The organism is Roseateles sp. P4_D2 (assembly GCF_056401875.1).
The window spans coordinates 181,628-196,963 of the sequence record NZ_JBFUIM010000001.1 but is presented as its reverse complement, the minus strand read 5'-3'; the positions used below and the strand labels follow the sequence as shown (position 1 = coordinate 196,963).

Below are 15,336 nucleotides of genomic sequence, written 5' to 3'. Positions count from 1 at the left end.
CAAACTCCTATCGAGATGGATCGCCGAACAAGGCGTATCCCGCCCAGTAGAACGGATGCGTCCAGCGCCCGCCACCGAGAGTTCCCTCGATCATCCCCACTTGAGCCAGGCGCAGCGCCTCGGCCCGCGGCGCCTTGGCCGAGAAGGTGGCGGCCGTCAGCACCGCGGCGGATGAGGTCTCTACCGCCCAATGCGTGGCCAGCACCGAGCGGCTGCCGGCGAAGAAGAAGCCGCGCACCAGGCCCGACATGGCCGCCCCGCCCTGCTCGCCCGCTGCCGTGTTGCAGGCCGACAGCAGCACGGCCTGCGCGTTCAGGCGCAAGGTCAACACGTCGTCGAGTTCGAGCAGCGGCGAGGCCGTGGCGTCGGGGCCAGGCGCCAATGCGAGCGCGGGCTTGGACACGCCTGGCAGCTCGCCGGGCATCAGCCCATGCGTGGCGAAGGCAACGACGCGGCGGTCCTGCAGGGGCGCGGCCAGCACCGCCTCGCGCGTGGCGGCGGCGCCGAGCAGCAGATCGGTGTGCGGGTTGGCGCCCAGGGCCTTGGCCAGCGCCGTCAGCTCGGTGCGGGTTTCGGGCAGCGGCGGGATGTCGCCATAGCTGAAACCCCAGGCGGCGTCGTACCTGGTGGCGCTGCTGTTCAACGCGGCGCGGCCGGCAGGGATCGTGGTTTTTGCGTTGGACTTGAACTGCGGGTCACCGACGCCGAACAGCGGCTTGGCTGCCAGCGCCGGCGCGGCAGCGCGGCGCAGCGCGAACAGTGCGCCGGCCGAGGGCAGTTGGGTGACGGCCATGCGGCGGGCAACGAAGGCGCTGGGCTCGGGTGTGGTCAGCACGGCCGCAAACGGAAGGGCCGCCAGCGCACCGTCGGCGGCGACAAGCAGGCTCTTCACATCGGCACCGGGCTGCAGCGGCGCGATGAGTTCGCGCCAGACTTCATGCAGGGCCGCCGCTGGCAGCGCGGGCGGGCGGCCACTGCTCAGGTCCAGCGCCGTGCGGATCTGCACCACCTTGTCGGCCCAGCCGGCCGCGCCGATGCTGGACGCGGCAAAGCGCGTCGGCGCGCCGGGCGTGACCCACCAGGCCAGCGTCGCCCCCTCCAGCGGCTGCACGACGAGCAGGGCCTCGCCGGGCGACATCAGCTTTTGCAGCGCTGCGGGCGGCGGAAGTGCAGGCGTGACGAGGTCGGCATAGGCCGGGTAGGCCTTGGCGACGCGTTCGCGCTGGGCGTTCAAGACCTCACGCGCGGCCTGGGCCTGCTCCCGGCCCTGGCGCACCTGCTCGCGCACGGCGGCGAGTTCATCGGCCAGGGCCTTCTGCCTCTTCTTGCGTTCGGCGTCGGGCAGGGCCTTGAGCTCGGCCTTGGTCTCCTCGCTGCTGTTGCGCCGGCGCACACGGTCCTCCTCACCCAGCTGGGTGGCAAGTGCACCGTTGCGCGAGCTGGCGGCGGCGCGCAGGTTGGCCTCGTCCTCCAGCAGCGCGCGCAGGGCTGGCGTCGCGGCCAGCAGGCGTGCCGTGGCGTCGGTCAGCGCGCGATGGGCGGCGCCGGCCTGCAGGCGGTCGGCCACCTGCATGGCGCGGTCGGTCCAGGCCGGCTCCAACGCCTCGCCGCGCAGGGCTCGCGCGCCGATCTCGCGCAGGAACTCGTCAAACGCCAGGCCCAGCACGAAGCCACGCGCGCCGTTGAGGTCCAGGTCCTGCCAGCCGCCAGGGTTGTCCAGCAGGGCCGTGAACAGCGGCTGGTAGTCGCTCCAGGCGCCGGCCATATCGCCCTTGAGCATGCGCACCAAGGCGCGCACGCCGCTGGCCTCCTGCGTCTGCGGATGGGTCTCGCCGTAAAGGCGCTGGCGATAGCGCAATACGCGCTCGACGGCGTCCAAGGCCTCGTCGAAGCGGCCGTTCTTGGCGGCCAGCAACGCGCGCAGCCGCCAGTCGCTGGCGCGGTCCTTGGCCAGGCTGTCGGCGGGCAGGCTGGCCAGGAAGTCGCGGTAGAAGGCATCGGCCTCGGGCCAGCGGCGCAGGCCGATCAGCGCCCTCACCTGCTCCTGGCGCGCCAGCCAGCGGGTGTGGCTGGCGGCACTGGCGCCCGAGCGCTGCAGCATGTCGTCGGCGCGCTGGGCGTTCTCCAGCGCGGCGGCATATTGCCGCGCAGCCACCTGAGCCTGGCCAAGGCGGTAGCTCCAGCGCGCACCCAACGCATCACTCAGTTGGCCGGCCCGCCACAGCGCCAGATTGCCCTGGGCAATCTGGATGGCCTCGGGGGCGCGGCCGTGTCGCACCAGGGCATAGACCAGCATGCCTTGCGAGCCGTCGTACCAGCCATAGGCGTCCTGCACGGCGGGGTCGCGCAGCGGCCGCTGGCCTCCACCGGGGAGTCTGCGCGCGTCCTCCACGCCCTTCTGCGCCAGGCGCACAGCCTCCCGCATCGTGGCCACCGCATCGGCCAGGCGCCCGTCCCAGCGCTCGATCTCGGAGCGCACCTGCAGATGCTGCACGCGCAGCCTCAGCGTCGCAGCGGGGTCGCCGTCACCGAGGGCCGCCTGGGCCTGCTTGACGAGGCCTTGAGCGCGCGACCACATGCGCTCCAGCACTGAGCGGTCACGCGCCTGGGACAGCGCATAGACTTGGCGCAGCGCGGCCTCGGCACGCGCGGTTGGTGACAACGTCGTGTCGCTGGCAAAGGCATCCGCCGCAGCCAGGGATTGGCCCGAGCTGCCCCAGATGAATTCGGCGCTCAGGTATTGGCGGATCCAGATCTCGCCGCCGGGCTGGCTGCGGCCCAAGGTGGCCAGCTCGCGCAGCAGCTCGACGTACTTGCCGCGCTGCTCCAGCGCCTGGGCGGCACGAGCCTGGCGCTGCAGCAGCGCGTAGCGCGCCGCGGGTTCGGCCGGCAGCACTTCAGCGAGCAGAGCCTGGGCTTCGGACTGAGCCATGACGACGAGCGCCTCGCCGTCGTCATCCTCCACCTGCGCTACCGCCGTGGATGCAGCCAACAGCAGACCGGCAAGCCAGATCAGAAATCTCATCGCCCCACCTCCAGTGCCGGATGCTAGGGGGCTTGCGCCAACCGGCGCCAGAGAGCTATTGCTGACGCAGATGTCTGGCCGGCAGCTGGGCCACAAGCAACAGCGAGGCCATCAGCCACATCGGCGCTACCAGGGCAGTGGCCGCGGCGAGGATGCCGAAGCCGGCGGGCATGGCCACCGTCGCACCGTTGACCGTCAACATGCGCAGGCCCAGCGCCTGGCCATGGCGACCGGGCGGCGTCACATGGTGCAGCATGGCCATGATCATGGGCTGCACCGAGCCCAGCGCCACGCCCAGCAAAGCGGAGCCGCACATCAGACCAACGGTGCCCGGCAGCCAGGCGTAGGCCATGAAGGTCAGCATTGCGACCACCATGGCCGTGCGCAGGGCCTTGACCTCGTCCAGTTCGTCGGCGAAGCGCACGATGGCCAGACGCACGCAGGTGGCCGCGGCAGCGAAGCTGCCCAGCACGATGCCGATGCTGACTGCCGACAGGCCGCGCGCATGGCCCACCACGGGCACGACGAAGCTGTGCGCATCCCAGCAGGCCGACAGCACCAGGTTGACGAGGATGAGGCGGCGAAAGGCCGGCAGCCGGAACAACTGCCAGGCGGCGCGCTCGCGAAAGCTCTTGGTCAGTGGCTCGGGCTGATGGCGCGGTACCTTCTGCGCAAAACCCCAGGCCAGCAGCGGCAGCAGCGTCGCGAAGCCGAAGGCAGCCGTCATGCCGAACTGATCGATGAGAATCCCGGCAATCACCGGCGCCAGCGCGTTGGACAGGGCCGGGCCCAGGGCCATCCAGCTGAAGATGCGCTTGAGCTCGCCCGGCTCGTCGGCCATCAACCCGGCCTCGCGCTGCAGCGCCACGGCCGCGACGGCGACCGCACCGCCACACAGCAGGCAGCCGACGGCGATGGCCCAGAGCTGCTGCACGGCCAACGCCAGCAGCGCGCCGCAGCCGGCCATCAGCACACCCACACCCACGGGCCGATGAAAGCCGTGTCGGTCCGCCAGCCGCCCGGCCCACAGCGACAGCACGATGGGCGCGACGGCAAACAGGCTGAGCAGCAGGCCGACCGAGGCTTCACCATAGCCCCGGTTCAACACCCACAGGCTGGCGGTCACGCGCGTGGTGGCCATGCAGGCATGCACGCAGATCATCGTGGCGATCAGCCACACGAAGGCGTGGCGCAGATTGGCCTTCTTCCCCGCTGGGGCGGAGTCGGTCACTCGGCGTCCTCGCCGAGCTCAACGAGCTTGTCGAGCTGCAACATGCGCTGGGCTGCGTCGTCGGGCAGCGCCTCGACGCTCTTGAGCTTGCGCGTCATCTGGCGCGTGCGGGTCTCGGCCAGATCGATGGTGTTGCTGGCCTCTTCGAGCTTCTTCTTCGTCTTGGCCAGCACCTCGCCGAACTTGCCGAACTCGGTCTTGACCGCTCCCAGCACTTCCCAGACCTCAGCCGAGCGTTTCTCCAGCGCCAGCGTGCGAAAGCCCATCTGCAGGCTGGTCAGCGTGGCCAGCAAGGTGGTGGGGCCGCAGAGCATGACCTTGTGTTCGCGCTGCAGGCTCTCCATCAGACCCGGGCGGCGCAGGGCCTCGGCGTACAGGCCCTCGGTGGGCACGAAGAGGATGCCGAAGTCGGTTGTATGCGGCGGCGCGATGTATTTCTCGCGGATGGTGCGCGCCTCCATCCGCAGGCGCATTTCGATGGCCTTGGCCGAGGCTTCGGCGGCCACGGGGTCGCCCTTTTCCTGGGCGTCGAGCAGGCGCTCGTAGTCCTCGCGCGGGAACTTGGCGTCGATGGGAAGCCAGAGTGGCTGGCCATCGTCGCGCTGGCCGGGCAGCTTGATCGCAAACTCCACGCGTTCGGACGAGCCGGGCAGCGTCGCCACGTTGGCTGCGTACTGTTCCGGCGTGAAAACCTGCTCCAGCAGGCCCGCCAGTTGCACTTCGCCAAAGATGCCGCGCGTCTTCACGTTGGTCAGCACGCGGTTCAGCGAGCCCACGTCGCGGGCCAGGTTCTGCATCTCGCCCAGGCCCTTGTGCACCTGCTCCAGGCGTTCGGCCACCTGCTTGAAGCTCTCGCCCAGGCGCTGCTCCAGCGTCGCGTGCAGCTTCTCGTCCACCGTCGCTCGCATCTGCTCGAGCTTCTTCTCGTTGTCCTGCTGGATGCTGGTCAGGCGCAACTCAACGGTATGGCGCAGCTCGGCCATGCGCTGTTCGTTGCTGGTGGACATGGCCTTGAGCTGCTCGAGCATTGCATCGGTCAGGCGCTGCATGGACTCGCCCTGCGCCAGCGCACTGCGCTGCGCGGCGGCGTCCTGGGCCTCGCGCGCGGCAAGTGCCTGCTGCGCGAGGGACTGGTTGCTGCCCTGCAATCCCTGCGTCAGCACCTGCTGGAATTGGGCAAGGCCTTGCACCAGTTCCTGGCGCGTGCCGCTGGCGCTGCGGCCCAGCTCGTCGCGCAGTTCGCGCTCCAGCCGCTCGTTGCTCTGCAGCAGCTCGGGCGCCACGCCGGTTTGCGGTTTCTGGCGAGCCCAGATCAACACCAGCAGGACCAAAACCAGGGCCAGCAGGCCCAGCATCAACACGTCGAACAGGCTCATGCGGGCCATTGTCGCCCGGCGCGCAATCGCTTTCATTGGTATCTTATTGGTATCGCGTAGAGTCGAGCATCTGGTCTTTTATTGGCATTATCAGGCGGGCGATGGAGCGACGACGTTTTGTTCTCGGGTTGGGCGGCGCGGCGGCGTTGAGCGGCGGACTGGCCGGCTGCGGCGGCGGTGGGAATTCGGCACCTGCGCCCTCTCCTGCGCCGGCGCCTGCCCCACCGGCGGGGCTGGACTGGGACGGCCTCTCGCGCCAGCTGCAGGGCCAACTGGTGCTGCCCGCGCAAGCCGACTTCGACCGCCTGCGCCGCGGCGCAAACGCCCGCTACGACAGCCAGCTGCCTCTGGCCGTCGCGCGCTGCGCGAGCGCCGCCGATGTCGCCTCGGCCCTGGCCTTCGCCAAGCAGCAAAAGCTCGTCTTCACGGGCCGCAGTGGCGGCCACAGCTATCTCGGAGCCAGCACCGGCAGCGGCCTGATCATCGACGTGGGCGCCATGGACGGTGTGCAACTGGACGGGGAGCGCGCCACCGTGGGCGCCGGCGCCAAGCTCACCGACGTCTACGACAGCCTCATCACCGCCGGCCGTTGCATCCCCTCGGGGAGCTGCGTCAGCGTCGGCATCGCCGGCATCACACTGGGCGGCGGCATCGGCGTGCTGGACCGCGCCTATGGCCTGACCTGCGACGCGCTGCTATCGGCCCGCGTCATCACGGCCAACGGCGAGCAGCTCGAATGCAGCGACACGCTGCGGCCCGATCTCTTCTGGGCCCTGCGTGGCGGTGGCGGTGGCCAGGTCGCCTTGGTCACGTCGCTGACTTTCCAGACCCACGCCGTCGCGCCGTTGACACAGTTCGGCGCGAGCTTCGCGCTCAGCGAACTGCCGGCCGTCCTGGCGGCCTGGCAGGCCTGGCCACAGACCCTGCCAGACACGGTCTGGTCCCAGCTCGCGCTGTCAGGCCAGGGGGCTTATCTGTGGGGCATCGCCATCGGCGACGCGGCCACCGTGCAGCCGCACTGGAGCGCCCTGCTCGCCCGCATCGGCCGCATGCCGCTGGACGCCACGCTGCAGGCGCGCAGCTACCGGGACGTCATGCTCGGCAGCTGCGCGGCGCTGAGCCGCGCCCAATGCCATCTGCCGAGCCAGAACGCCAACGGCCAGCTGGGCCGCGTGGCCATGGCGGCCAGCTCGGACTATTTCGACAACGCGCTGGATGCCACCGGCGTCACCGCCCTGGGCCAGGCCCTGCAACAGCGTCGTGACAGCGGCCGCGCCGGTGCCGTGCTGCTCAACCTGATGGGCGGCGCCATCGCTCGCGTCGCGCCCGATGCGACGGCCTTCGCGCACCGCCGCGCCCTCTTCAGCGCCCAATACCTGGCCGAGTTTCCGGTCAGCGCAGCGGCTGCGACGCTGGACGAGGCAGCGGCCTGGACACACGGCATGCGCACGACGATGCAGGCCTGGAGCAGCGGCGGTGCCTATGTGAACTATCTGGACGGCCTGCTGGCCAGGCCGGCCGAGGCCTATTTCGGCGCCAACCTCGCGCGGCTGCGCCAGGTCAAGCAGGCCTACGACCCGGCCGGGGTGTTCAAGGCTGTGCCGGACCTAGGGTGAGACGAGAGAGGCCACGGCGCGCGGGAGTTCGGCCTCGATGAGGGCCTCCAGCGCCTTCACGCGCTGCTCGGCCGTCGTCGCGGCCCAGGGGTTGGCAGCGGCCTCGCGGTCCACCGGCAGGCGTGCCGCCACGGCGAGCGACTGCTCGCGCCTGAGCTTGAGATCGCTGAGGTCGATCAGCGCGACGCGGATGGATACATAGGACGCGAACACCGGCAGGGCGCCCTGGCCATCGAAGCTGATCTGGCCGCTGGGGCGCTGGTCCAGCACAAAGCCCGGGCCTTCCAGGGTCGCAAGGATGCGGCCCGGCAAGGCCGCGGCCAGGGCCGGCTCCTGGCGGCTGCGCGTGACCAGCAGCAGCTGGGCCGCGCCGCTCTGGCGCACCGCGTCGCCGAGCTTGCCAGGCAGGCTGAGCCTGCCGTCAACGAACAGGTGAGCCGGGTCGCCGAACAGGCTGCGCGTGGTCGAGGTGTACAGCTTGACCTCGCGACCTTTGGCCGAGGCCGTGATGGCACCGTTCAAGGCCTGTAGCACCGCGTTGTCCAGGCCACCGGTGGGCGTGGACGTCCAGTCGCCCGACTGCACCGTGTCGCCACGCGCCGGGCTCAAGGAGATGAGCTGCACGTTGTCACCCAGCAGGGACAGGACTGCGAACTTGTTGGGGTCTCGCGGCGTCTTGTCTTCCACGACGGGCGCGGGCGGCGGCGGCGCGCCCTTGTTCTTGACGGACTGGCCGAAAGCCAGCGCGGGCAGCAAGGAAAGCAGGCAGATCAGGCGGCGGTTCATGCGGGAATGACTTCAGGGTTCAGCGGCGTGAGGGGCTTGGCACCGGTCAGCGCGGCGACGAGGTTGTCGGCAGCCAGGTCTGCCATGGCCAGGCGGGTGGGCATGGTGGCGCTGGCGATGTGCGGCGTGAGGACGACGTTGGGCAGCGTCAGCAACGCCGGATTCACACGCGGTTCGCCTTCGAAGACATCAAGGCCGGCAGCGGCGATGCGGTTCTCGCGCAGTGCCGCGGCCAGCGCATCTTCGTCGACGATGCCGCCGCGGGCGATGTTGACGAGAGTGGCCGTCGGCTTCATCAGCGCCAGCTCGGGCGCGGCGATGCAGTGGTGGGACTCGGCCGAATAAGGCAGCACGAGGATGAGGTGATCGGCCTGGCGCAGCAGCGCTTCCTTGGTCAGATAGCTTGCGCCAAGTTCAGCCTCGATGTCGGCCGGCAGCCGCGAACGGTTGTGATAGATCACCTTCATGCCGAAGCCGAAGCGGCCACGCCGCGCAATGGCCTGGCCGATGCGGCCCATGCCGAGGATGCCCAGCGTGGCGCCATGCACGTCGGAGCCGGCCAGGAAGTCCCAGGCCCAGCTCTTCCAGCGCCCGTCGCGCAGCAGGCGCTCGCCCTCGCTCATGCGCCGGGCCGTGGCCATCAGCAGCGCAAAGCCGAAGTCGGCCGTCGATTCGGTCAGCACATCGGGCGTGTTGGTGACGAGGACACGGCGCACCGTGCAAGCGGCCAGGTCGATGTGGTTGTAGCCCACGCTCATCGTGCAGACGGCGCGCAGATCGGGGCAGGCATCAAGCAGCTCGGCGGTGATGCGCTCGGTGCCGGTGATGTAAGCGCCGACCTTGCCTTGCAGACGGGCGCGCAACTCGTCGGGGGTCAGCGGCGCCTCGCCCTGATGGAAGTCCACGTCGAATTGGGCCGCGAGTTTTTCAACGACGGCCGCTGGCGCCCTGCGCGCGATCAGGACTTTCTTCATCGCATCCATATCCAGCCCATCACGAAGAGAAGCGGCAGCAGCACCGCGCAAGACCAGAGCAGATAGCCACCAAAGCTCGGCATCTTGACACCTCGCTCCTCGGCAATGGCCTTGACCATGAAATTGGGCGCGTTGCCGATATAGGTCATCGCGCCCATGAAGACGGCGCCGCCTGAGATGGCCGCCAGCAGCGATGCACCTTCATTCATCAGCTGGGCTGCATTGCCGCCGGCGAGGTTGAAGAAGGCGAGATAGGTCGGCGCGTTGTCCAGCACCGAAGACAGGCCGCCCGTCAGCCAGAAATAGGCCATCGGCGAATCGAGCATGGCGGCCAGCGACGCGAACACACCGGCCGGGCCGGCCTTGAGCATGGCGATGACGGGCACCATGGTCAGGAAGATGGCGATGAAGAGCTTGGCCACTTCCTGCATCGGCGCCCAGCTGAACTGGTTCTTCTCGCGCACACCGGCCGGTGTCAGCCACAGCGACGCGAACGTCACGACGACGAGGCCCACGTCGCGCACCAGGGCTTGCAACGGCAGCGGCGTGCCCCAGAGGTCGAAGACGATGCCCGGCTTCCAGGTACCGCTCATCAGCACCAGGCCGATGGCCACGACGAGCGGCAGCAGGTTGATGACGCCTTCCAGACCCAGCCGGGGCGCGTCGGGTGTCGGGTCAGCGGGCGTGATGCCTTCCTTGCGGTAGAGCCAGGCGTCGATGCCCCAGAACACGGCGAGCAGCGCAGCGAGCAGGAACAGCGTTTCCTGCCACAGTTGCCCGGCCGTCCAGAAGAAGCTGACGCCCTGCAGGAAGCCGAGAAAGAGCGGCGGGTCGCCCAGCGGCGTCAGCGACCCGCCGACGTTGCTGACGATGAAGATGAAGAAGACGACGACATGGGCGTTGTGGCGGCGGTTGTCGTTGGCGCGGATCAGCGGGCGGATCAGCAACATGGAGGCGCCCGTCGTGCCCATGAAGCTGGCCAGTGCGGCGCCCAGCAGCATCAGGCCCGAGTTGAGCGTCGGGCTGCCATGCAGATTGCCGCGGATGAAGATGCCGCCGGCCGTCGTGTACAGCGCGCCGAGCAGGATGGTGAAAGGCAGGTATTCCTCGACCAGCGTGTGCACCAGCACGCCGCCGGTCTCTGCCGCCCCGAATGCGAGCGCAAACGGGATCAGCAAGGCCAGCGTCCAGCCCGCGGCGATCTTGCCGAAGTGGTGGTGCCAGAAGGCCGGCGCGGCCAACGGCATGACGGCAATCGACAACAGCAGGCCCGCGAACGGCGCGGCCCAGGTCAGGCCGAGTTCGGCGCCGGAGAAACTCATTCGATGAAGCGCGTGAACTCGGCCACCGGCGCGCGCTCGGTGACGAGGCTGTTCTCGATGGCATCCGGGTCGGCATAGCCCATGGACATGCCGCAGACCACCATCTGCTCATCGCTCAATTGCAACTCCTCGGCGATGACGCGGTGGAACTGCGTGAACGCGGCCTGCGGGCAGGTGTGCAGGCCGCGCGCACGGGCCGCCACCATGATGTTCTGCAGGAACATGCCGTAGTCCAGCCACGAACCCTGCTGCATGACGCGGTCGATGGTGAACATCAGGCCGACCGGCGCGTCGAAGAAGATGAAATTGCGGCCATGCTGGTGCTGCATGCGCGACTTGTCGGTCTTGGCGATGCCCAGCAGCCCGTAGAGATCCCAGCCCACCTTGCGGCGGCGGTCGATGTAGGGGCTGCGCCATTCGGTGGGGTAGTAGGCGTATTCCTCCTTGTGGCCGGCGTTCTGCTCGGGGTCGAGGTAGGCGGCCTGGATGCGGCCGGCCACGCGCGTCAACGCCGCACCCGTCATCACATGCACCTGCCACGGCTGGGTGTTGGTGCCAGAGGGCGCCCAGGAGGCGACCTCAAGAATGTCCTCGATGGTCGCGCGCGGCACCGGTTTCGGCAGGAAGGCGCGCAGCGAGTGCCGGGTCTTGATGGCGGCATCGACCGCGGCGGTCTGCTCGGGCGTGGGCGTGGCGAAACGGCTCATGGCGTCAGGGTCTTCAAGGCTTGGAGATAGGAGGCCGGCAGCTCGGCCACCGGGCGGCGGCTGACGCGGTCGACGTAGACATGCACGAAATGACCCCGCGCTGCGCACGCGGCGGCGCCTTCAGCGAACAGGCCGATCTCGTAGCGCACGCTGGAGCGTCCTTGCTGGGCCACGCGCACGCCGGCCTCGATGCGCTGCGGAAAGGCGAGTGACTCAAAGAAGTTGCAATGCGTCTCGACGACCAGGCCAATGACCTCGCCGCCATGGATGTCCAGCGCGCCGGCCTCGATGAGCAGGCTGTTCACCGCCGTGTCGAAGAGGCTGTAGTAGACGACGTTGTTCAAGTGGCCATAGACGTCGTTGTCCATCCACCGTGTGGTCAGGGACACGAAGCGGGGGTAGGCGTCGCGCGCGTCGGGCTGGGGACGGGTCGTCATGGCGGCATTCTTCCATGCACGTCCGCCGAGCCCGCTTTACGGGGCTGATTGCGGCTTATGCACTTGCACGATCTGTTTTTCCGGAGCGACACTGGGCCGCAGACAACGATTTCACAACGGCTGGCAAGGAGCTCGCATGAACCGATCCCGAGTAGTGAGTTTTGCATTTGCACTGGCGGCCGTCTTCGGCGCCCAGGCCGCACTGGCCGACAACGCGACCAAGGATGACGCGGTCGCCACCGTCAAGAAGGCTGTGACCTTCATCAAGGCCAACGGCAAGGACAAGGCCTATGCCACGATCACGGCCAAGGACCCGCAGTTCGTCAAGGCCGACCTCTACATCGTCGTCTACGGCATGGACGGCAAATGCCTGGCCCACGGCGCCAACGAGAAGCAGGTCGGCCGCGACCTGATCGACCTCAAGGACATCGATGGCAAGCCCTTCATCCGCGAGCGCGTCGAACTGGGCAAGTCCAGCCCCAAGGGCTTCTGGCAGGACTACAAGTTCACCAACCCGGCGAGCAAGAAGATCGAACCCAAGCAGATGTACTGCGAGCGACTGGACGACACCATCGTCTGCGGCGGCATCTACAAGTAAAGCGCGGATGGCTGGCCGTCCCCTGCCCTGCCGCCGGCTCGCGCCGGTTGCTACTCTTGAAGGTTGCCGATGAAGCTGGCTTCAAAGATGTTGCTGCCGCCGATGGTGGCACTGGCCGTCGTGCTGGCCATCGGCCTGGGCAACAGCATGCTGTCCCTGCGTGAGGTCGTCGCCTCCAACGAGGCCGGCCAGCAGCGCAACGAGGTCTTCATGACCACGGTGTCCGTGCAGACCCAGGTGGGCGAGATGCATGGCGGCGTCTATCGCACCATCGCCTTGATCGGCTCGCTGGACGACGCCAAGGTAAAGGCCCTGCGGGGGCAGTTGAAGACCCAGGTTGAGGGCCTCACGCGCACGCTGACCACGTTGGCCGAGATGGAGGCCACGCCCGCCGAGACCGACGCCCACATCAACGCGACCCTGCCGCTGCTGAAAGCCTACCTGGCCAAGGCCGACGCCGCCGTCGACCTGGCCTCGGTCGACCCCAACACCGGCGTTGCCGCGATGCAGGACGCCGAGGCCCGCTACAAGGAAGTCGCGACGCTGATGGGCAAGATCGTGCAGAGCATGGGGGCCGATCAGCAAGCCGCGTCGGAGTCCCAGCAGGCCACGGCCCGCCAGCGCGCCTGGGTCTTCGCCCTGATCTCTCTGCTGACCGCTGGCGCCGGCATGGGCCTGCTGCTCGCCAACCAGCGCAAGATCGCAGCCGACGTCAACGCCTCGCTGTCGCTGGCCGAATCGGTCGCCGCGGGTGATCTGACCCAGCGCGCCAACCCGCAGGGGCAGGACGAACTGGCCGGCCTGATGCGGGCGCTGAACCAGATGTGCGAGCAACTCGGCCAGACGGTGGGCGAAGTCATGACGGTGGCCGACTCCATCCGCACCGCGTCGTCCGAGATCGCCTCGGGCAATCAGGACCTGAGCCAGCGTACCGAGCAGACGGCCTCGAGCCTGGAGATCACCAGCTCGTCCATGGCGCAGCTGACCGGCATCGTGCGCCAGAGCACCGACAGCGCGCAGACGGCCAACCAACTCGCCACCAGCGCCGCCACCGTGGCCCACCGCGGCGGCAGCGTCGTACAGCAGGTGGTGGACACGATGAATGACATCACCGCGTCCAGCAAGCGCATCGCCGACATCATCGGCGTCATCGACGACATCGCCTTCCAGACCAACATCCTGGCGTTGAATGCCGCCGTGGAAGCGGCGCGCGCCGGCGAGCAGGGCCGCGGCTTCGCGGTCGTGGCCGGCGAGGTGCGCAGCCTGGCGGGGCGCAGCGCCGCGGCGGCCAAGGAAATCAAGACCCTGATCGGCGCCAGCGTCGAGCGCGTGCAATCCGGCGCCCGCCTGGTGCAGGACGCCGGCTCGACGATGACCGACATCGTCGGCGCCGTGCAGCGCGTGACCGACATCATTGGCGAGATCAGCACCAGCGCCGCCGCCCAGAGCCGCGGCATCGACGATGTCACCAGCGCCGTCACCAAGGTCGACGACATGACGCAGCAGAACGCCGCCCTCGTCGAGGAAAGCGCCGCGGCCGCCGAGTCGCTTCGCGAGCAGGCGCAGCGCCTGGCCCAGGTGGTCAGCCAGTTCCGCGTGCGATAGCGGCCCAGGCGGCCCAGGACTGGGCGGCCAGATTCAGCGTGTTGATCTGCACGGCGACCGTCGTTGCCAGGTCGTGACCGTAGCCGCCGGCCATGCTCAGCGCCACGGGGATGCGGCGTTCGCTTAAGCCCGCCAGTACGCGCCGATCACGTTCGGCCAAACCTTCATAGGTCAACTTCAACCGGCCCAGGCGGTCGCCTTCGTGGGGGTCGGCGCCGGCAAGATAGAACACCAGGCCCGGATCAATGCGACGCCAGACCTCGCCGAGTGCCGCGTCCAGCGCAGCCAGGTAGTCCGCATCGCCACAGCCGTCGGCCAGATCCACGTCCAGATCGCTCGCCTCCTTGCGAAACGGGAAGTTGCGCGCGCCGTGCATGGAGAAGGTGAACACCGTGTCGTCGTCGCGGAAGATGGCCGCAGTGCCATTGCCCTGGTGCACGTCCAGGTCGATGACGAGGACGCGCAACAGGCTGCGGTGGCTTCTTGCCCACTCGGCCTGCATCAAGCGCGCAGCGACGGCAACGTCATTGAAGACGCAATAGCCGGAGCCCTTGTCGGCATAGGCATGGTGGGTGCCACCCGCCATATTGGCCGCGACGCCCTCGACCAGGGCCGCCCGGGCGGCCGCGATGCTGGCGCCCACCGAGCGCCGCGAACGCTCGGCCATGGACGGGCTCCACGGGAAGCCGATCTCGCGCTGCTGGGCGGCGCTGAGGTGACCGAGCAGGACCGCATCCACATAGTCCGGCGTATGGGCCAGGGCCAGTTCACCCTCGCTGGCGGCCGGCGCCTGCTGCATGCGCAGCAACCCCGGCTCGCGCTCGAAATGCTCCCGTAACAAGCGGTACTTAGATTGCGGGAAGCGGTGCCCCGGCGGCAGGGCCAGGCTGTGGGCATCGGAATGGAAGGCCTGCATGGCCGCCACGATAGCCGTGGACCTTTGTCACACCCCGACACCCCTAGTTTGCTGCACTGCACAAAATAGTTCTTGCAATCTGGCGCCCGGCCCCTATCATTCAGTTCATGTTGCAGTGCAGCAAAAGAAGCACAGCAAACGGTTCAACCACCTGAAATCGGAGTCTCACCATGCTGACCGCTGAACAAGTCCTCGCCGCCCACAAGGCCAATGTCGAAACCCTCTTCGGCCTGACGAACAAGGCTTTCGAAGGCGTCGAAAAGCTCGTCGAGCTGAACCTGCAAGTCGCTCGCACCGCGCTGAGCGAAGCCGCTGACACCACCGCCGCCGCCCTGTCCGTCAAGGACGCACAAGAGCTGCTGTCCCTGCAAGCCGCCCTGCTGCAGCCGACCGCCGAGAAGGCCGCCTCCTACAGCCGCCACATCTACGACATCGCCTCCGCCACCGGCGCCGAAGTCGCCAAGGCTGCTGAAGCCAAGTTCGCCGATGTGCAGAAGAGCTTCACCGCCGTTGTCGACAACGCCGCCAAGAACGCCCCGGCCGGCACCGAGAACGCCGTCGCCCTGGTGAAGTCGGCTGTCGCTGCCGCCAACAACGCTTTCGAGTCGGTCCAGAAGGCCACCAAGCAAGCCGTTGAAGTGGCCGAGTCCAACTTCCAGGCCGCGACCAGCCAAGCCGTCAAGGCCACGCAGACCGCGACCCGCGCCGCCAAGCGCGCCGCCTGATCCTCAGGCTCTCGCCTC

The 15,336-nt window shown here is 68.5% G+C and carries 13 protein-coding genes; 4 read left to right on the top strand and 9 right to left on the bottom strand.

From position 1 onward, the window contains the following. Positions 1-7: 7 nt before the first annotated feature. Genes AC1DW0_RS00860 through AC1DW0_RS00850 form a run of 3 tightly spaced genes read right to left on the bottom strand, consistent with a single transcriptional unit; the run spans position 8 to position 5,632 of the window. Positions 8-3,025 (bottom strand): CHAT domain-containing protein, encoded by a 3,018-nt coding sequence (locus tag AC1DW0_RS00860; RefSeq protein WP_477944496.1) that lies wholly within the window; start codon positions 3,023-3,025, stop codon positions 8-10. Between the two features lie 55 nt (positions 3,026-3,080). Further along, entirely contained in the window at positions 3,081-4,256 is a 1,176-nt protein-coding gene (locus AC1DW0_RS00855) for an MFS transporter (protein ID WP_056194955.1), read from the bottom strand. Continuing rightward, positions 4,253-5,632 carry a DNA recombination protein RmuC gene (locus AC1DW0_RS00850; RefSeq protein WP_477944915.1) on the bottom strand — a complete coding sequence of 460 codons (1,380 nt, stop codon included), beginning with the start codon at positions 5,630-5,632 and terminating at the stop codon, positions 4,253-4,255. Before AC1DW0_RS00850 ends, AC1DW0_RS00855 begins: the two co-directional genes overlap by 4 nt. A gap of 101 nt (positions 5,633-5,733) precedes the next feature. On the opposite strand from AC1DW0_RS00850, the gene AC1DW0_RS00845 reads away from it, so the two are divergent. Next, positions 5,734-7,248 (top strand): FAD-binding oxidoreductase, encoded by a 1,515-nt coding sequence (locus tag AC1DW0_RS00845; protein ID WP_477944494.1) that lies wholly within the window; start codon positions 5,734-5,736, stop codon positions 7,246-7,248. On the opposite strand, the gene AC1DW0_RS00840 is transcribed toward AC1DW0_RS00845, so the two are convergent. From AC1DW0_RS00840 to AC1DW0_RS00820, 5 genes are read right to left on the bottom strand one after another with little or no spacing between them, the layout of a single operon-like run. After that, positions 7,240-8,034 (bottom strand): hypothetical protein, encoded by a 795-nt coding sequence (locus tag AC1DW0_RS00840; RefSeq protein WP_477944492.1) that lies wholly within the window; start codon positions 8,032-8,034, stop codon positions 7,240-7,242. The genes AC1DW0_RS00845 and AC1DW0_RS00840 overlap by 9 nt on opposite strands. Next, positions 8,031-9,017: a 2-hydroxyacid dehydrogenase gene (locus AC1DW0_RS00835; RefSeq protein WP_477944490.1), complete on the bottom strand. Its 987-nt coding sequence runs from the start codon at positions 9,015-9,017 to the stop codon at positions 8,031-8,033. Before AC1DW0_RS00835 ends, AC1DW0_RS00840 begins: the two co-directional genes overlap by 4 nt. Next, positions 9,005-10,330 (bottom strand): sodium:proton antiporter, encoded by a 1,326-nt coding sequence (locus AC1DW0_RS00830; RefSeq protein WP_457321888.1) that lies wholly within the window; start codon positions 10,328-10,330, stop codon positions 9,005-9,007. Before AC1DW0_RS00830 ends, AC1DW0_RS00835 begins: the two co-directional genes overlap by 13 nt. Further along, on the bottom strand, positions 10,327-11,037 hold the full coding sequence (locus AC1DW0_RS00825; protein ID WP_457321886.1) for a nitroreductase: 711 nt from the start codon (positions 11,035-11,037) through the stop codon (positions 10,327-10,329). The genes AC1DW0_RS00830 and AC1DW0_RS00825 overlap by 4 nt, the downstream gene beginning before the upstream one ends. Continuing rightward, positions 11,034-11,474, bottom strand: a complete 441-nt coding sequence (locus AC1DW0_RS00820) for an acyl-CoA thioesterase (RefSeq protein ID WP_477944487.1) — start codon at positions 11,472-11,474, stop codon at positions 11,034-11,036. The genes AC1DW0_RS00825 and AC1DW0_RS00820 overlap by 4 nt, the downstream gene beginning before the upstream one ends. Positions 11,475-11,610: 136 nt before the next feature. Here AC1DW0_RS00820 and AC1DW0_RS00815 point away from each other — a divergent pair, with 136 nt between their 5' ends. Further along, positions 11,611-12,072 carry a cache domain-containing protein gene (locus AC1DW0_RS00815; RefSeq protein WP_056194935.1) on the top strand — a complete coding sequence of 154 codons (462 nt, stop codon included), beginning with the start codon at positions 11,611-11,613 and terminating at the stop codon, positions 12,070-12,072. A 69-nt stretch (positions 12,073-12,141) separates the two neighbouring features. Continuing rightward, positions 12,142-13,677, top strand: coding sequence for a methyl-accepting chemotaxis protein (locus tag AC1DW0_RS00810; protein WP_477944485.1), 1,536 nt, complete (start codon positions 12,142-12,144; stop codon positions 13,675-13,677). Here AC1DW0_RS00810 and AC1DW0_RS00805 read toward each other — a convergent pair. Then, positions 13,655-14,593, bottom strand: coding sequence for a histone deacetylase family protein (locus AC1DW0_RS00805; protein WP_477944483.1), 939 nt, complete (start codon positions 14,591-14,593; stop codon positions 13,655-13,657). The genes AC1DW0_RS00810 and AC1DW0_RS00805 overlap by 23 nt on opposite strands. 170 nt (positions 14,594-14,763) lie before the next feature. On the opposite strand from AC1DW0_RS00805, the gene AC1DW0_RS00800 reads away from it, so the two are divergent. Then, on the top strand, positions 14,764-15,318 hold the full coding sequence (locus AC1DW0_RS00800) for a phasin family protein (protein WP_457325672.1): 555 nt from the start codon (positions 14,764-14,766) through the stop codon (positions 15,316-15,318). The last annotated feature ends 18 nt before the right edge of the window (positions 15,319-15,336 follow it).